This is a genomic window from Pseudomonas sp. TYF_14 (genome assembly GCF_043105275.1).
GTDB classification, from domain to species: Bacteria; Pseudomonadota; Gammaproteobacteria; order Pseudomonadales; family Pseudomonadaceae; genus Aquipseudomonas; species Aquipseudomonas alloputida.
Genome location: NZ_JBICLK010000035.1, coordinates 39,764 through 57,811, shown reverse-complemented (window position 1 = coordinate 57,811; position 18,048 = coordinate 39,764). Strand labels below are relative to the sequence as shown.

The 18,048-nt window shown below is 64.6% G+C and carries 12 protein-coding genes; 5 read left to right on the top strand and 7 right to left on the bottom strand.

Annotation, left to right across the window (positions count from 1 at the left end):
* The 3 genes from qhpC to ACF8O8_RS11790 all read left to right on the top strand — a co-directional run bounded on the left by qhpC (position 1) and on the right by ACF8O8_RS11790 (position 3,305).
* On the top strand, positions 1–324 hold the full coding sequence (qhpC, locus tag ACF8O8_RS11800; protein WP_004375838.1) for a quinohemoprotein amine dehydrogenase subunit gamma: 324 nt from the start codon (positions 1–3) through the stop codon (positions 322–324).
* A gap of 31 nt (positions 325–355) precedes the next feature.
* Complete coding sequence (gene peaD / locus ACF8O8_RS11795; protein WP_392509743.1) at positions 356–1,477, top strand: quinohemoprotein amine dehydrogenase subunit beta; 1,122 nt, start codon at positions 356–358, stop codon at positions 1,475–1,477.
* Positions 1,478–1,616: 139 nt separating this feature from the next.
* The gene (locus ACF8O8_RS11790; protein WP_392509742.1) at positions 1,617–3,305 is read left to right on the top strand and encodes a fatty acid CoA ligase family protein; all 1,689 of its coding nucleotides are present in this window, start codon (positions 1,617–1,619) and stop codon (positions 3,303–3,305) included.
* A 92-nt stretch (positions 3,306–3,397) separates the two neighbouring features.
* Here the strand turns inward: ACF8O8_RS11790 and mobA are convergent, their stop codons facing one another.
* The 3 genes from mobA to ACF8O8_RS11775 all read right to left on the bottom strand — a co-directional run bounded on the left by mobA (position 3,398) and on the right by ACF8O8_RS11775 (position 8,350).
* Positions 3,398–3,973 (bottom strand): molybdenum cofactor guanylyltransferase MobA, encoded by a 576-nt coding sequence (mobA, locus tag ACF8O8_RS11785; protein WP_392509741.1) that lies wholly within the window; start codon positions 3,971–3,973, stop codon positions 3,398–3,400.
* A gap of 61 nt (positions 3,974–4,034) precedes the next feature.
* Positions 4,035–7,163 (bottom strand): multidrug efflux RND transporter permease subunit, encoded by a 3,129-nt coding sequence (locus tag ACF8O8_RS11780; protein ID WP_392509740.1) that lies wholly within the window; start codon positions 7,161–7,163, stop codon positions 4,035–4,037.
* A gap of 11 nt (positions 7,164–7,174) precedes the next feature.
* Positions 7,175–8,350, bottom strand: a complete 1,176-nt coding sequence (locus tag ACF8O8_RS11775; protein WP_010954321.1) for an efflux RND transporter periplasmic adaptor subunit — start codon at positions 8,348–8,350, stop codon at positions 7,175–7,177.
* A 244-nt stretch (positions 8,351–8,594) separates the two neighbouring features.
* Here ACF8O8_RS11775 and ACF8O8_RS11770 point away from each other — a divergent pair, with 244 nt between their 5' ends.
* Both ACF8O8_RS11770 and ACF8O8_RS11765 read left to right on the top strand, forming a co-directional pair.
* Entirely contained in the window at positions 8,595–9,296 is a 702-nt protein-coding gene (locus ACF8O8_RS11770; protein ID WP_019437505.1) for a response regulator transcription factor, read from the top strand.
* Positions 9,297–9,302: 6 nt separating this feature from the next.
* Positions 9,303–10,604 (top strand): ATP-binding protein, encoded by a 1,302-nt coding sequence (locus ACF8O8_RS11765; protein ID WP_392509739.1) that lies wholly within the window; start codon positions 9,303–9,305, stop codon positions 10,602–10,604.
* A 30-nt stretch (positions 10,605–10,634) separates the two neighbouring features.
* On the opposite strand, the gene ACF8O8_RS11760 is transcribed toward ACF8O8_RS11765, so the two are convergent.
* The 4 genes from ACF8O8_RS11760 to nrfB all read right to left on the bottom strand — a co-directional run bounded on the left by ACF8O8_RS11760 (position 10,635) and on the right by nrfB (position 17,866).
* The gene (locus ACF8O8_RS11760) at positions 10,635–11,726 is read right to left on the bottom strand and encodes a diguanylate cyclase (protein WP_010954318.1); all 1,092 of its coding nucleotides are present in this window, start codon (positions 11,724–11,726) and stop codon (positions 10,635–10,637) included.
* 124 nt (positions 11,727–11,850) lie between these two features.
* A complete protein-coding gene (locus tag ACF8O8_RS11755) occupies positions 11,851–12,690 on the bottom strand; it encodes a DUF4434 family protein (RefSeq protein WP_010954317.1) in 840 nt (279 codons plus the stop codon).
* Complete coding sequence (locus tag ACF8O8_RS11750) at positions 12,690–15,695, bottom strand: phage receptor (RefSeq protein ID WP_392509738.1); 3,006 nt, start codon at positions 15,693–15,695, stop codon at positions 12,690–12,692. Before ACF8O8_RS11750 ends, ACF8O8_RS11755 begins: the two co-directional genes overlap by 1 nt.
* On the bottom strand, positions 15,692–17,866 hold the full coding sequence (gene nrfB / locus ACF8O8_RS11745; protein WP_392509737.1) for a cyclic di-3',5'-guanylate-activated glycosyltransferase NrfB: 2,175 nt from the start codon (positions 17,864–17,866) through the stop codon (positions 15,692–15,694). The genes ACF8O8_RS11750 and nrfB overlap by 4 nt, the downstream gene beginning before the upstream one ends.
* Between the last annotated feature and the right edge of the window lie 182 nt (positions 17,867–18,048).

Genomic DNA, 18,048 nt, shown 5'->3' with positions numbered 1-18,048 from the left:
ATGAAGCACTTGAAGCCCCTGAACAACAAGGCGCGCATCCTGGAGCAGGCCGCCGCCGAAGACCGTGTCGAAGAAGTGATGGCAATGAGCGCGGTGGCAGGCTGCACGGCCACTACCGACCCGGGCTGGGAGGTGGACGCCTTTGGCGGCGTGAGCTCGCTGTGCCAGCCGATGGAGGCTGACCTTTATGGTTGTTCCGACCCTTGCTGGTGGCCGGCCCAGGTGCCGGACATGATGAGCACCTACCAGGACTGGAACGCCCAGGCGTCCAACTCGGCAGAGGACTGGCGCAACCTCGGCACCGTGTTCCCGAAAGACAAGTGACGGCCCAACAAGAATGACAAGGGGAAACCGCATGAAAGCTGGACGCTGCGCGCCATTGGCGCTCACCATCGCCGCCATGGCTTGCGCCGGGCAGGCACAGGCCGACGACACTGGCCCGGCACTCAAGGCTGGCCACGAATACATGATCGTGACCAACTACCCGAACAACCTGCATGTGGTCGATGTGGCCAGTGACACGGTCTACAAGAGCTGCCGGATGCCCGACAAGTTCGGCCCTGGCACCGCAATGATGGCGCCGGACAACCGCACCGCCTACGTGCTCAACAACCATTACGGCGACATTTACGGCATCGACCTGGACACCTGCAAGAACACCTTCCACGCCAACCTGTCCAGCGTAGCCGGTGAAGTCGGCCGGTCGATCTATTCGTTCGCCATCAGCCCAGACGGCAAAGAGGTGTATGCCACGGTCAACCCGACCCAGAGGCTGAACGACCATTACGTGGTCAAACCACCGCGGCTGGAGGTGTTCAGCACCGCTGATGGCCTTCAGGCCAAGCCCGTACGCACCTTCCCGATGCCGCGCCAGGTGTACCTGATGCGCGCCTCCGACGATGGCAGCCTGTACGTTGCCGGGCCGGACATTTACAAGATGGACTTGAAGACCGGCAAATACTCGGTAGCCCTGCCGCTGCGCAACTGGAACCGCAAAGGCTACAGCGCCCCGGACGTGCTGTACTTCTGGCCGCACCAGAGCCCGCGCCATGAGTTCACCATGCTGTACACCATTGCCAGGTTCAAGGATGACAAGCAGGACCCGGCCACCGCCGAACCGCTGTATGGCTACCTGAGCATCGACCTGAAGACCGGCAAGACCCACACCCAGGAGTTCGCCGACCTGACCGAGCTGTACTTCACCGGCCTGCGCTCGCCCAAAGACCCGAACCAGATCTACGGCGTGCTCAACCGCCTGGCCAAGTACGACATCAAACAGCGCAAGCTGATCAAGGCGGCTAATCTGGAGCACACCTACTACTGCGTGACGTTCGACAAGAAGGGCGACAAGCTTTACCTGGGCGGCACCTTCAACGACCTGGCGGTGTTCAACCCGGATACGCTGGAAAAGGTGAAGAACATCAAGTTGCCGGGTGGTGACATGTCTACCACGACGCCGCAGGTGTTCGTTCGCTAAACCGGTGTGTGCTTCTTCGCGGGTAAACCCGCGCCGACGAAAACCTCCACAGGCCCCAAATGTGGCGCCTCCTGTGTAGGAGCGGGTTCACCCGCGAAGAGGCCAGCACAGAAAACACAAGAACAACAAGAGAACGCCCATGCCCCAGCCAAGCTACACCCAGGGCACCCAGGACAAGCCCCTGCTGACCCAATGCATCGGCGACGCCTTCGACGCCACCGTGGCCCGCTTCCCCGACCGTGAGGCGTTGGTGGTTCACCATCAGGCCCTGCGCTACACGTGGCGGCAACTGGCCGACGCCGTCGACCAGCACGCCCGCGCGCTGATGGCCCTGGGCGTGCAGCCCGGTGACCGTCTTGGTATCTGGGCGCCCAACTGCGCCGAGTGGTGCATTACCCAGTTCGCCAGCGCCAAGGTCGGCGCGATCCTGGTCAACATCAACCCGGCCTACCGCTCCAGCGAACTGGACTATGCCCTTGGCCAGTCCGGCTGCCGCTGGGTGATCTGTGCCGACGCATTCAAGACGTCCGATTACCACGCCATGCTGCAGGGCCTGCTCCCGGGCCTGGCCAGCAGCCAACCGGGTGCGCTGATCTGCGAGCGGTTCCCCGAACTGCGTGGCGTGGTCAGCCTGGCGCTGTCGCCACCGCCGGGGTTTCTGGCCTGGCACGCATTGCAGGCCCGTGCCGAGGCCGTCAGCGGCGGGGCCCTGGCCGCGCGCCAGGCACAACTGCGTTGCGACGACCCGATCAACATCCAGTACACCTCAGGCACCACCGGTTTCCCCAAGGGGGCCACCCTTAGCCACAGCAATATCCTCAACAACGGGTACATGGTCGGTGAAAGCCTGGGCCTTACCGAGCACGATCGGCTGGTGGTGCCGGTGCCGCTGTACCACTGCTTCGGCATGGTCATGGCCAACCTTGGCTGCATGACACACGGCAGCGCACTGATTTACCCCAGCGATGCCTTCGACCCGCTGGCCACGCTGCGCGCAGTGGCGCAGGAAAAAGCCACTGCGCTGTATGGCGTGCCGACCATGTTCATTGCCGAACTGGACCATCCACAGCGTGGTGAATTCGACCTGTCGAGCCTGCGCACCGGGATCATGGCCGGTGCGACCTGCCCGATCGAGGTGATGCGCCGGGTGATTGGCGAGATGCACATGGCCGAAGTGCAGATTGCCTATGGCATGACCGAGACCAGCCCGGTGTCCTTGCAGACCGGTGCCGCTGACGACCTGGAGCGTCGCGTGACCAGCGTCGGTCGCACCCAGCCCCGGCTGGAGAGCAAGGTGGTGGACGCTGAAGGCAACACTGTCCCGCGTGGCGAGATCGGTGAACTGTGCACCCGCGGCTACAGCGTGATGCTGGGTTACTGGAACAACCCCAAAGCCACCGCCGAGAGCATCGACGCAGAGGGCTGGATGCACACCGGCGACCTGGCGGTGATGGACGAGCAGGGCTATGTGCGTATTGTCGGGCGCAGCAAGGACATGATCATTCGCGGCGGCGAGAACATTTACCCGCGCGAGCTGGAGGAGTTCTTCTTCACCCACCCGGCGGTGGCCGATGTGCAGGTGATTGGCGTGCCCTGCAGCAAGTACGGTGAAGAGATCGTGGCCTGGGTGCGGCTGCACCCGGGGCATGCTGTCAGTGAGGTAGAGTTGCGTGAGTGGGCGAGGGCAAGGATTGCGCACTTCAAGGTGCCCCGGTATTTCCGTTTTGTCGACGAGTTCCCGATGACGGTGACGGGCAAGGTGCAGAAATTCCGGATGCGCGAGATCAGTGTCGAAGAGCTGAAAGCAACGGCCTTGCCCAAGATTTGAACCGCCTGCGCGCTCGCCCGTAGGAGCGGGTTCACCCGCGAAAGGGCGGCCCTGCTGGCCAGTGAACTACCTGTGTTAACGGTGTCATGCCCTCAGTCCTGCAGCCGCTCCGGGCTGTTGAAGTTGCTTAGCCGGCGATCACTCTCGGCGCACTCCAGCCCTTGCACCGCCTCGCGCAGCAGGGCCTTCTGCAAACTCCGCTCACCCGCTGCCCAGGCCTGCTCCAGCACCGGCAACACCCGCTTGGGCAGTACGCTGAACATCGGCTGCCAGAAACCACCCTGACGCACCATTGCCGCGCTGTTACCGGCCACTGCCAACCGCAGCAGGCCCTCGATCAATTCGCGATCAACCAGCGGCGCATCGCAAGCCAGCACCACCACCCACGCATGACGTGCCACCCTGAGCCCGGCAATCACCCCCGCCAGCGGCCCGGGGAAGTCGGCTTCTGCATCGCCCACCAACCGGTCGCCGTATGCCTGGTATGCCGCCTGGTTGCGATTGCAGGAAATCACCAGGTCGTCGCTCAGTGGCCGCACCGCTCGATGAACATGTGCAATCAACGGCTCGCCTTGCCAGTCCACCAGGCCCTTGTCACGGCCGCCCATGCGCTGGCCGCGGCCACCGGCGAGAATGAGGATGGAGCAGGGGGGGAGTGCGTCAGGCATGAAAAAGGGTTCCGGGCAGTCATTGCCGAGAACCCTCCCATTTCAGGCGGGGCTTGTCCAGTCAGCTTTCGCGGGGCACGGGTTGCCCGTCGCTGTCATGCGCCTGGCGTCGCCCGGACAGGCGCATCACCACCACGAAGAACACCGGTACGAACACCACCGCCAGGGTGGCGCTGAGCATGCCGCCGATCACCCCGGTGCCAATCGCCTGCTGGCTGGCAGAGCTTGCGCCGCTGGCGATGGCCAGGGGCACCACGCCGAGGATGAACGCCAGCGACGTCATCACGATCGGCCGCAGGCGCAGGCGGGCCGCTTGCACGGCGGCGTCGGCGGCGTCCACGCCCTGGTCAACCAGATGCTTGGCGAACTCGATGATCAGGATGGCGTTCTTCGCCGACAGGCCGATCAGGGTAATCAGGCCAACCTTGAAGAACACGTCGTTGGGCATGCCGCGCAAGGTCACCGCCAGCACCGCACCGAGCACACCGAGCGGAACGACCAGCAGCACCGCAGTCGGGATCGACCAGCTTTCGTACAGCGCTGCCAGGCACAGGAACACCACCAGCAGCGACAGCGCCATCAGCAGGGGGGCCTGGCTACCGGACAGCCGCTCCTGCAGTGACAGGCCGGTCCATTCCAGGCCGGTACCGGCCGGTAGCTGCGACACCAGCCGCTCGACTTCGGCCATGGCCTCGCCCGAGCTGTAGCCGGCGGCAGGCTCGCCTGAGATCGATACCGCCGGGTAACCGTTGTAGCGGGTCAGTTGCACCGGGCCGCTGACCCACCTGGCCTGCACGAACGCGCCCAGTGGCACCATCTTGCCGCTGTCGTTGCGCACGTGAATGTTCAGCAAGTCTTCGACCTGGCTGCGCTGGTCACCTTCGGCCTGCACCACCACCCGCTGCATGCGGCCCTGGTTGGGGAAATCGTTGACGTAGCTGGAGCCCACGGCCACGTCCAGCACCGTGCCGATATCGGCAAACGACACACCCAGCGCATTAGCCTGGCGGCGGTCGATTTCCAGTTGCACCTGCGGGCTTTCCGCCAGCGAGGCTTCGCGCACGTTGGTCAGCACCTTGCTTTTGCTGGCGCTTTCGAGCAACTGGTCACGGGCTGCCATCAGCTCGGCGTGGCCCATGCCGCCACGGTCCTGAAGGCGAAATTCGAAACCGGTCGACTCACCGAGGCCGTCAATGGGGGGCGGCAGTACCGAATAGGCAATCGCGTCCTTGAGCTGGGTGAAGGCCATGGTCGCGCGGTCGGCGATCGACTGGGCGCTGTCGTCGGCGCCGCGCTCGGACCAGTCCTTGAGGGTGGTGAAGGCCAGCGCCGCGTTCTGCCCGCTACCGGAGAAGCTGAAGCCGAGGATCAAGGTGGTGTTGCCCACGCCCGGTTCTTCGGCGTTGTGCGCCTCGATCTGCGCGGCTACCTGTTCGGTGCGCATGCGGCTGGCGCCCGGTGGCAGCTGAATGTCGGTGATGGTGTAGCCTTGGTCTTCGGTAGGCAGGAACGCCGTAGGCAGCTGGCTGAAGCCGTAGCCCAGCACCGCCAGCAGCACCGCGTACACCAGCAGGTAGCGGCCACTGCGCTTGAGCGCCTGCACCACCCAGCGCTGGTAGCCGTTGCTCATGCTTTCGAAGCGGCGATTGAACCAGCCGAAAAAGCCTTTGCGTTCATGGTGCTCGCCCTTGGCCACGGGCTTGAGCAGGGTGGCGCATAATGCCGGGGTCAGGCTGAGGGCGAGAAACGCCGAGAACAGGATCGACACCGCCATCGACAGCGAGAACTGCTGGTAGATCACCCCCACCGAGCCTTGCATGAAGGCCATGGGCAGGAATACCGCCACCAGCACCAGCGTGATGCCGACGATTGCACCGCTGATCTGGCCCATGGCCTTGCGCGTGGCTTGCTTGGGCGGCAAGCCTTCTTCGGCCATGATGCGCTCGACGTTCTCCACCACCACGATGGCATCGTCGACCAGAATGCCGATGGCCAGCACCATGCCGAACAGTGTCAGCACATTGACCGAGAAGCCCATGGCCAGCATCACGGCGAAGGTGCCCATCAATGCCACTGGCACGACCAGGGTCGGGATCAGCGTGTAGCGCAGGTTCTGCAGGAACAGGAACATGACTGCGAACACCAGCAGCATGGCCTCGAACAGGGTGTTGATGACCTGCTCGATCGACACCTTGACGAACGGCGAGGTGTCGTAGGGGATGTCGTACTTGACGCCTTCCGGGAAGTAGCGCGCCAGGTCCTGCATCTTCGCCCGTACCAGGGTAGCGGTTTCCATGGCGTTGGCGCCGGGTGACAACTGCACGCTGAAGGCCGTGGCCGGTTTGCCGTTCAGGCGCGTGCCGTACTGGTATTCCTGGGCACCGATTTCAACCCGGGCGACATCCCCGATGGTGACCGTGGAGCCGTCCGGGTTGGCACGCAGGACAATGGCAGCAAACTCGTCGGGGCTGCTCAACTGGCCTTTGACCACCACGTTGGCGGTGATTTCCTGGGTGCTGCGGCTGGGCAGATCGCCGATGCTGCCAGGGGCGACCTGGGCGTTCTGCGCGGCGATGGCTTCGGCCACATCGTTGGGCGTGAGGTTGAAACCGATCAGCTTGCGCGGGTCGATCCAGATGCGCATGGCCCGTTCGGAGCCATACAACTGGGCCTTGCCGACGCCCTTGAGGCGACGGATCTCGTCCATCACGTTACGTGCAAGGATGTCCGACAGCGCGGTTTCATCGAGCTTGCCGTCTTCGGAGGTGAGGGTCGCCAACAGCAGGAAGCCGGTGGACACTTTCTCCACCTGCAGGCCCTGCTGAGTGACCGGGCGCGGCAGGCGCGACTCGACCACCTTCAGGCGGTTCTGCACGTCGACCTGGGCCAGGTCCGGGTGGGTACCCGGGGCGAAGGTGGCGGTGATGGTAGCGCTGCCCAGGCTGCTCTGCGACTCGAAGTACAGCAGGTTGTCGGCGCCGTTGAGCTCCTGTTCGATCAGGCTGACCACGCTTTCGTCCATGGTCGCCGCCGAGGCGCCCGGGTACACGGCGTAGATTTCCACCTGCGGCGGTGCCACGTTGGGGTACTGGGCCACCGGTAGTTGCGGGATGGCCAGCGCGCCGGCCAGCAGGATGAACAGTGCGACCACCCAGGCGAATACCGGGCGATCGATGAAGAATTGCGGCATGAATCAGGCCCTCACTGGCCGGTATGCTGTGCGATGGGTGGGGCAGCGGGCGTGTTGTCGACCTGCACCTGGTCACCGGCCTTGACGTGCTGCAGGCCCTCGACCACCACCCGCTCACCGGCCGCCAGGCCCTCGCTGACGATCCAGCGGTCACCCTGGGCGCTGCCCAGTACAACCTGGCGGTCGCTGACCCGGGCGTGCTGGTCTACCACCAGCACCTTGGGCACACCGGCGCTGTCGCGCAGGATGGCGCGTTGCGGCACGCTCAGGCCCTTGGGTTGCACCGCTTGCTCCAGGCGTACCCGCACGTAGCTGCCAGGCAGCAGGTCGAGGTCCGGGTTGGGGAACTCGCTGCGCAGGGTGATCTGGTTGGTGCTAGGATCGACACTGATGTCGGAGAACAGCAGCTTGCCCGGCAGCGGGTAGGCGCTGCCGTCATCCTGGATCAGCGTGGCGCGTGCCTGGCCGTCGCCCACCTGCTGCAATTCGCCAGCGCGCAGGGCGCGGCGCAGCGCGTTGAGCTCACGGGTAGACTGGGTGACATCGGCATGGATCGGGTCCAGCTGCTGGATGGTCGCCAGCGGGGTGGTTTCGTTTTGCCCGACCAGCGCGCCTTCGGTGACCTGGGCGCGGCCGATACGGCCGGAGATCGGCGCGGTCACGGTGGCATAGCCGAGGTTCAGCCGGGCGCGCTCCAGCGCCGCCCTGGCTTCGGCCACTTCGGCATCGGCCTGCAGGAAACTGGCCTTGGCGTTGTCGTATTCCTGGCGGCTGACGGCTTTGTCGTCGACCAGCTCGCGGTAGCGCTGCTCTTGCAGGCGCGCCTGGTACCGGGTGGCTTCGGCCTTGGCCAGTGTGGCGCGGGCGCTGTCATGGTCGGCCTTGAACGGCGCCGGGTCGATCAGGAACAGTACATCACCCTGCTTGACGTCGCTGCCTTCGCGGTACACCCGCTTGAGCACCACGCCTGCGACCCGCGCACGCACTTCGGCGGTGCGTGGCGCGAGGATACGGCCGCTGAGTTCACTGCTGATGGCCAGTGGCTGCAGTTGCAGGGTTTCTACGCGCACTTGCGCGGTGGGGGCCTGTTCGTCTGGCTCGGCGCTGTCGCTGCAGCCGGCCAGGGACAGGCTCAGCAAGGCCATGAGCGCCAACGGGCGCAGGCACGGGGAGAGGGTAGTAGGCATGCGGATCTTCCGATGATGACCGTGTATATGCTAAGGCAGACGCTGCCTGGGCGGCTGTTAATACCTGTAGGGCGAGTGTGAAAAAGTGTGAAGAATGATCCTGTCGAGTGGTTGGGTTCTATATTCTGCATGGGCCTGTGCTGGCCTCTTCGCGGGTGAACCCGCTCCTACGGGGACCTGCAGCAGCGGGTTTACCCGCGAAGCGCTCGCCACAGGCTTACTTCAACCCAGACGCCAAGCACCTATGCCGAACATTTTCCTGGTCGAAGACGACAGCGCCCTGTCCGAGCTGATCGCCAGCTACCTGCAACGCAACGACTTCCATGTCCAGGTGATCGCCCGGGGCGATCATGTGCTGGACGAGTACCGTCGGCAAAGGCCTGACCTGGTCATCCTTGACCTGATGCTGCCGGGCATCGATGGCCTGCAGCTGTGCCGGCTGCTGCGCCAGGAGTCGCAGACCCTGCCAATCCTCATGCTGACGGCCCGCGACGATAGCCATGACCAGGTGCTAGGCCTGGAAATGGGGGCCGACGACTACGTGACCAAACCCTGTGAGCCACGCGTGCTGCTGGCCCGGGTGCGCACGCTGCTGCGCCGCAGCAGTGTCAACGAACCGCGCCTGGACAACGACCTGATCCTGATTGGTGGCCTGCGTATCGACCTGGCCGAGCGCACGGTGAGTTGGCGCGGCGAGGAGGTGGAGCTGTCCAGCGGTGAGTACAACCTGCTGGTGGTGCTGGCGCGCAATGCTGGTGAGGTGATGAACCGCGACCGTATCCTGCAACAGCTGCGTGGCATCGAGTTCAATGGCACCGATCGCTCCGTTGACGTGGCCATTTCCAAACTGCGGCGCAAGTTCGACGACAACGCCGGCGAAGCGCGCAAGATCAAGACCGTGTGGGGCAAGGGCTACCTGTTCAGCCGTGTCGAGTGGGAGTGCTGATCGGCCATGCTCAAGATCCTGGTGCGGTTGTACCTGGTGATCATCGTCGCCTATGCCGGTGCATTGCTGTTCATCCCTGACACCATCGTCGGCCTGTTCCGCGACCGGTTCATGGCCTACAACCTGGATCAGGCCAAGGGTGTACAAGCGTTGATCGTGCGCCAGTTCCGCCAGGCCCCGCGCGAGCAGTGGCCAGCGGTGGAGCAGGAACTGGCCAGTGATTTCGCGCCACTGGAACTGCAGCTGCTGCGCAGGGATCAGGCCGGTTTGAGCGATGAGGAGCAGGCGCGCCTGGAGCATGGCCTGTACGCAGTGCGCATTGCCGAGTGGGGCTATTACGAGACGGTGTTGGCGCCGCTGGACAAGGAGTGGCTGATACGCCTGCATTCCCCGCCAGACCCGCTGGACATCAACGTGCTGTCGTGGGGCGTGACCGTGTTGATTGGTGCAGCCATGCTGGGTTGCCTGCTACTGTGGGTTTGGCCGCACTGGCGTGATCTGGAGCGCCTCAAGGAGACCGCTCGGCGCCTGGGCCAGGGGCAGATGGCCGAGCGTACGCACATTTCGCCTCACTCCAACATTGGTGAACTGGCCGGGGTATTCGACACCATGGCCAGTGACCTGGAACGCCATGTCAACCAGCAGCGTGAACTGCTCAATGCGGTATCGCACGAGTTACGCACGCCACTGACCCGGCTGGACTTCGGCCTGGTGCTGCTGTTCGACGAAGTGCCGCCAGCCAGCCGCAAGCGCCTGCTGGAACTGGTCGGGCATGTGCGCGAGCTGGATGAACTGGTGCTGGAGCTGCTGTCCTATAGCCGGTTGTACAACGCCGACCAGGCGCGGGAGCGGGTGGAGGTATCGCTGCTGGAGCTGGTCGACAGTGTGCTTGGGGGCTTTGCCGAGGAACTCGATGGCCGGGGTATCCAGTGGGAAGTGCGGGCCGAGGGTGAGTTGCCGCGCTTTGTACTGGACCCGCGACTGACGGCGCGCGCGGTGCAGAACCTGGTGCGCAATGCCATGCGCTATTGCGATGAAAGCCTGTTGCTGCGCTTGCGCCTGGAAGCCGATGGCGCCTGCCTGCTGACGGTGGAGGATGACGGGATTGGCGTCCCTGTGGAGGAGCGCGAGCGGGTTTTCCAGCCGTTCTACCGTCTGGACCGCAGTCGCGATCGCAACACCGGTGGTTTTGGCCTGGGGTTGGCCATCAGCCGGCGGGCGATCGAGGGGCAGGGTGGCACCTTGACCCTGGCGCAGTCGGCGCTGGGTGGGGCGCAGTTCAGGATTCGTTTGCCCGCCGGCGGATAGGGGCGCTGCAACCGCGAAGAGACGGGCCTGCTAATCCTGCTCTGCCAGCTCGCTGGACCACGACACAAAGCGGTCCTTGCCAGTGTGCTTGGCTTCATATAATGCCTGATCGGCGCGGACCAGCGCGGTGGTCAGGCTCTCTCCCCGGTCTACCTTGGCCAGGCCAATGCTGATGGTGACCGGGTGCTCGCCAGCGTCCTCGCGCACGCGCTGGCACAGCGCGGCCACTCGCTGCTCGGCCCCTTGCTGATCCAGCCCTTCGAAGAAGATCGCGAACTCTTCACCTCCCAGCCGGGCAAACGCCTGATCGGCCATGCTTGTCTTGATATGCAGGGCCACGCGCTTGAGCACTTCGTCGCCCACGTCATGGCCGAAACGGTCATTGACCCGCTTGAAATTGTCGATATCGATCATGGCCAGGTACTGCCCGGACGTCGCCATCCGCAGCTGGCGGTCGGCCTGGGCCATGAACGAGCGGCGGTTGGGAATGTCGGTCAGGGCATCGACGTAGGCTTGCTCCAGCAACACCTTGGACAGGTAGAAATTGTGCAGCTTGGCCTTGCGGATCTGCAGGTAGCTGTAGCTGACCAGGCCGCTTAGAAACACGGCATAGCTGATCAGCATGGCGCCTTCGAGCGCATCGGGCTCGATGCGGGTGTGGTAGAACGGATTAAGCATCACCCAGGTGATGACCATGGCGCAGAAGAATGACCAGCGCCGCACCGGTAGCACCGACATGGCATACAGCACGGTGGACACCCCGAGCACCAACCACACCGGGCGCAGGGCTATCGGGATGCCTTCGATCACCAGGCGCATGCCCAGGGTGATGACGGTAATGAACAGCAGGTTGAGCACGTCGAAGTGATGGCTGCGGCGGGTGAAATGCAGCACTACGATCAGGCTGCCGAGCAGGGCGATGAACAGGAAGGACAGCCAGGTGAAGCCTTGGTCGCCGAGGAAGCTGACGATCAGGTCGAAGACCAGCCAGATCAGGACGCTGATCGAGAATACCAGCAGGCAGAACGAGCGCATGGACTCGAATTCGTGCTGGCGGAACTCGGCGCGCAGGGCGGCGGGCGCGACCTGCTGGCGTATGTGGGCTTCGATGGTCTTGAACATCGGTGGGCTCCTGAGGCTACTACTTTTTCAGGCTTGGACCTTTCGCGGGTAAACCCGCTCCTACAGGGACCGTACGGTGTGGGGGACCTGTGGGTTTATCCGCGAAGAGGCCGGCCCTGGTAATTCATTGCTGTGGCAAGATACCCCGGGCCCAGGGCCGGTAGCGCAAGGCAAACACTGCCTCGGCATGGCACCCGCTACCCACCCTGGGCTCGGCGGGCTCCGCCCGAAACGCCTGCTCCGGCGCGCTCACCTGGCGGAACGCCTCGCGCACCACACCCACCCGGCACGGCAACGCCTGCTCGTAACCCTGACGCACCAACGCCGGCAAACGCCCGGTGCCGGCGCCATCCTGCCACCACACAGTCAAGCCCAAGCCGGCCAGTTGATCCAGCCAGACGGCATTGACCCGCGGCGTCAGCTTGCCTGTGCTGAAGGCGCTGATATGCAACGGCTTGTCCAACTGGCGGTTGAAGGCCTGCAACTGGCTGTACAGCGCATCGCGCCGTTCGGTCTCGCGCAGATGCTGGTCGTCCAGCTCCATGGGCAGGTACCAGCCGTCCACTGGCAACTGCCAGGCCTGGCGCAGTTGCTGGTACTGGCTGAGCGAGCGCCCCAGCTGCGCTTTCCAGTAGCTGTTCAGGCCCTCGCCATCCAGCTCGTCGAGGCGCTGGTAGTAGGCCGGGTCCATGTACAGCCCCAGCACCAGCTGCAAGCCCTCGGCACGCGCGGTGCGCAGGCTGTTGGCCAGCCAGCCCTGGGCACCGCCGAAATCGCTGTCGCCATAGGCACTCCATTGCACGATCAGGGTTTTGCCACCTTGGGCCGCGGTGGCTTGCCACAGTTGCTGCCACTGGGCGGGTGTGACGCTGGCATCGCGGTTGAGGGGTTGGTAGAACAGGCGCTGGTCAGCGGTGGCCGGTAGGCACAGGGCCAGCAGGCAGAAGGCGATGAGCGTACGCATCAGAAGGTCATCTCCGCACCGACCAGCACACCGTTGGCGCGCTCGTAGAGGTTACCGCCCAGCGATTGCTGGTACTCGGCACGCACTTTCAGCGAGCCGCGGTAGGCGTTGTAGCGGTCGTCGTCGAACCACCATTGCCAGCGCACGCCAACCCCGGCGCGGGCGTCCTGGCGCCAGTCGTTGCTGGGGTCCTGGCTGGAGAACTCGACAAAGCCGTAGGGCATGAGGGTTTGCGGCGAGCTGCCCGGCAGCTTCCAGGCGTGGCCCTGCTGGTAGCGCGACAGCCAGGCATGGTCGCCGGCGCGGGTCCACCAGGCAGCATCGAGGTAGAGGAACCGTTCGTTCCAGTCGTCCTCATCGATGCGCCAATCATTGCGCCAGCCTCCCTGGTCGAGGAACGAGGCGGTGGCGCGCAGCAGCAGGTCATTGCTCGATTCGGCGTGGTGGCGCAAATCGCCCCAGTTGCCGCCGACCTTGGCCGGGCTCAGTAACTGGCCAAGGCTGAGGCCGCGATAGTGTGCTTCGTCGATCTGCCGCTGGTGGTAAAGCTCGGCATACAGGTTGAGGTTGGCCTGGCCGAGCGGCTTGTAGCGCAAGCCGACACCGGTTCCCATGCTCTGGGCATAGTCGGTGCGGCTTTGGCCGCCGAACAGTACCCGGCCATACACTGACAGGGTGCTGCCATTGCGGCTGGGCTCCTCGCCCAGGGCATGGTCCCACATGGCCAGTTGCACGTTCTGCGATTGCGCCCGGCGCGAGCTGCCGCTGCGCTGGCCGTTGTCGAGAAACTTGTCGTTGGTCGAGGTGCCGGCCGGCGACCAGGTGCTGGCCAGGGTAATGGTGTCGCGACGTGACAGGCTCTCGTGGGCGCGGCGCTGGCGGTACTTGCGTGCCTCCAGGCTGCCGTATTCGTCATCACCGTCGACCAGGTTCTGCTCTACGTCGAGGATGCGGCGCAGTTCGCGGCGTGCCGCAGCGCTGTCGGCATGTTCGTCGTAGCGCAAGGCGAGTGTTTCGCCAAGGCGGTAGTCCTCGGGGAAGTCGTGAGTGGCGTGTTCAAGGTAGGGGATCGATTGCATGCGCTGAGCCTTGTCTGTCGAGCCAGCCAGGCGCATGCCGTAGTCGGCGCGATAGCGCGGCTGGTCGGGGGCCAGGCGCACGGCTTCGGCCAGCCAGGCGGTGCTCTGCGCACTGTCGCCGGCCAGTTGTGCGGTGCTGGATGCGGCGTAGTAGTGGTCGGGGCGCGGGCTGTGCGCCAGAGCCTGGCGCTGGAAGCCCAGCGCGGCCTGCGGGTCACCTTGGCGCTCGGCGATGGCGGCGCCCAGCGCCCAGTCATCAGCGCTCTGGTGCGCGGCAGCGTCCCAGTAGCGGCGTGCTGCATCGGCGTCGCCTGCATTCAGCGCGCCGCGGGCAGCGGTGAGGCGGGCATTATCGGTAAAGGCGCTGTCTGGCAGGCTGCGCCAGATCGGCTGGGCGGTTTCGGAGTCGCCGGCCGCTTCGAGTGCGTAGGCCAGCGGTAGACGGTTGCCAGGGTCGCCCAAACGCTCGGCAGCCTGGTAGTAGACCACCGCCGCACCCGGTTGGTCGGGCATGGCGCAACGGCCGAGGGCGCGGTACTGGCCAGATTCGCTCGGGGTGGCCGGCACTGCCTGGCGCACGGCATCGCACTGGCCGGCCTCGGCCAGCCGCCCGAGCAACTGGGCGCGGGTGTCGGCGTTGACCCGGGGTATCAGGCCGAGCATGCGGCGGCTGTCCAGGGGCCCGTCGTCACGGGCATACAGGTTGGCCAGACGCTGTAGCAGCGATGGGCCGAGGCGGCCCTGGTGGCGGTCGTAGGCTTGCTCCAGTAAGTGCCGTGCGTGATCGCCGTGGCCCTGTTCGGTCAACAGGAAGGTGGTTTGTTCCAGGGCGGCGAGGTCGCCGGTCTGCCGATAGCGTTGTTCCCATTCTGCGGCGGTGCGCGGCTGCGGGGGCTGCGGCGGGGCGCCATACAGGCGCTGCTTGAGCACGGCATAGGCCTGAGGGTCGGCGTTGGCGGGGCAGGCCTTGAACTGTTCCCGGGCCAGGTCCGGGTCTTGATGTGACAGCCAGTCGACCGTTTCAAGGCAGGGGCGCTGCAGGTCGTTGCTCAGGCGCCGCACCAGCGCTGCATCGTCGCCTTCGCGGGCCAGTTGCCAAAGTTGCTGGCGCTGCTCGGGTTGCTGCAGTTGATCAGGCGGTAGCGACTGCAGCCAGCGTTGGGCCTGCTGGTGGTGGCCGACGGCAATGGCGCGGTTGGCCATGGCCAGCCGCGTCTGGTTGGCCGCTGCGGGGGAGGGGGCGTGGGCCAGCAGCGCAGTCAGGCCCTTTTCGTCGACTTGCTGGATATAGGCATTGGCCAGGCGTTGCCAGTCCTGGGCAGGCAACTGGCCTGTGTCGGCCAGCGGCTGCAGTTGCTCGATGGTTTCTTTCCAGTTGCGCAGCTGTTCGGCGAAGGTGGCCCGGGCCAGGCGCAGGACCTGGCCGTCCCCACCGGGCGGCAGTTGGTTGAGCCAGTCCAGCGCTTTGGCGGCGCCACCAAACTTGGCCAGGCTCAGGCTGTAGGCCTGCCACAGCTGTACCCGGTGGTTGCCGTCGCTGGCGGCCAGCCATTGTTCCACCTGGCTGGCCGGTGGCGGGTCCTGCTCGATCCAGGTCAGGCGCAGCTCCAGCAGCGCGTCGGCATATTCGGGGCTGTCGCCTAGCTGTTCAGCCAGCGCTTGGGCCTCCTTGTAACGGCGCTGGTGGGCCAGGGCTTCGACCAGCAGGGCGCGGGCTTCGTCGTTGTTCGGTACCCGGCCCAGCACATGGCGGGTCAGGCGCTCGACTTCAGCCCAGTTGTCTTTCCTGGCCTCGCGATAGCTGCGGTCCATGAACGGAAAGCTGGTGAACCGCTGGAAGTCGGTCATCGGCGCCGAAGCGGCAACGGGCAGGACGGCGGAGCACAGCAGCAGGCCAGTGAAAGCAAGGGAAAAACGCGGCTTCATGCCACCTCCCGGGTCAGATCAATCGCCACTTGTTGTTCACTGGCCTGTTCGATCAGGGCCTGCTCCAGCACCTGCCTGGTGATGATGCCGCGGGCAATCAGGTGCTCGCCGAGGCTTTGGTGTTCGGGGTCGAAGTCGATCAACGCCTGGTTGAACAGGGTGACAGGGACCATGCCGCGCACCTGCAGCAGCGCGCCTAGCATGACTTGGTGATGGCTGACCCGCTCCAGCAGCGCTTCATCGTCCTGGTGGCGTTCAAGCACAGCCAGCATGTCTCGGGTTTCTTGATGCTGCCAGGGGCTCGGGTAGTGGTAGCGAAGGCCCAGCGTGACCCGGCCCTGGGGGGCCAGGCGTGCCTTTATCGGGCGTTTCAGCTGGCGGCTGATCACACCCAGCGACACCTGGCTGACCGGGCTTTCACTGGCCAGGATCAGGGTGTCGCCGTCTTCGTCCACGGGCAATACGCCGTAATGGGTGGCCAGCTTGCGCGGCAGTTTGGCGATCAGTTGCGGGCTGAGCTTGAACGGGTTCAGCGGTGCCCAGGGCAGGTCCAGTTGTTCGGCCAGGGTGGCCACCAACTGCTCACTGTTCAGCCAGCCACGCAGCAGCAACTCGCGGCCCAGGCGCCTGCGAACCGGGCTGGTGATGGCCTGCTGCAACTGTTCGTCGGTGATCAGGCCCTTGGCCACCAGGCGCTGGCCCAGTGGTGTGCGAGCCGGGGTGGCGATGGCGGGGAACTCGTGGGTGGTCTTGTCCCAGGCCACGCGCCGCGAATCGCCCATTTCCATTACCTGGCGCAGTGCACGCAGGTTGGCGAAAAAGTTGACGAAGTTGCTCCACATCATTCGCGGTGCCGACAGCAGGCCCTCGCCGATGCCATAGAAGCGGGTGACGAACCAGGCGCGCTGGAACAGCCGGTTGAGCAGCATCAGGCCGTTCAGCCACAGCAGGGTCGACAGCAACCAGCTGTCGCTGAGGATCGACATGAAGCGCCACGACTCAGGCGCAATCACCGTGACTAGCCACATGGCCAGCAACACCAGCAGTAACAGGTTGACCAGGAAGCTCAGCAGGTAGGCGAACAGCCCGCGGCGGTCACGCCAGAGGAAATAGTTGAGCGCGCCCTTGCGGCTCCAGCCGAGGTTGCTGGTGCCCTGGAACACGATGCCGACGATCCAGCGCGACTTCTGCCGGATGGCATGCTGCCAGTCACGCGGGAAGTGCTCGCGCACACAGATCACCTGGGAGAATTCGCGGCTCATGCCTGGGCGCCAATCCTGCTTCAGGGTCAGTGCCGGGTCGGTGATGGAGTAGCGGGCGAAAATGCACTTCATGCCTTTTTGCTTCAGGCGAAAGCCGATGTCGTAGTCCTCGGTCAGGCTCTGTACGTCAAAGGCGATGCCGTCACCGTCCTCGAGCAGTGCGCTGATGGCGCGGCGGCTGAAGCAGGTGCCGACGCCAGCACTGGGCACCTGGCCGGTCAGCGCTTCGCGCACGATCACGTCCTTGCCGTGGTTTTCGGCAAACTCGTCGACATAGTGGCCGGCAGTAAAGCCCTTCCACTCCGGTGCGTAGGGATACACCGGGATCTGGATCATGTCCTTGCTCGGCAGCAGGTAGTTGAACAGGCGCAGCTCCATCGGCGAGATCACGTCTTCGGCGTCATGCAGGATGAAACCGGCGAACTCGATGCCGGCGTCCTGCTGGAAGCGCAGCAGCGCGTCGATGATGTTGTTCAGGCAGTCGGCCTTGCTGGTGGGGCCGGGGCGGGCGCAGACCACTTTGTGCACGTTGGGGAAGTGCAGGCACACCGCGTCCACGTCAGCCTGGGTTTGCGGGTCGTTGGGGTAGGTGCCGACAAAGATCTGATAGTTCTCGTAGTCGATGGTCGAAGCGGCCAGGCGCGCCATTTCACCGACCACGCCGACTTCGTTCCAGGCGGGGACCATGATGGCCAACGGTTTTTCCGGGACTTCGTACAAACGCTTCTCATCGGCCCTTTCGAACTTGCCGTAGATGCGATAACGCCGGATCAGCGTGCGCCCCCAATAGCACAGATCGATGAACAGGTCGTCCAGGCCCAGCAGGAACATCAACGAGGCAAGGGTGATCGCCAGGAGCTTCAGGCCGAACAGCAGGTAAGTGAGAAAATCGATAAATACCAGGCTCATGTGTCAGCCACCGGCAGGGCAGAGTGGGCCATCGTCTTATCCTCGCTCGTTCCCTCGACGAAGGTGCAGGAGATGTCACTGTCATGTACGGAATAGATACAAGCAGCCGAACGCGGGATTGTCCAAATTTCGGGCTGTTTCTTGCGGGCTGCATCTTGTAGCTTTACAGGTCGTTCATTCAG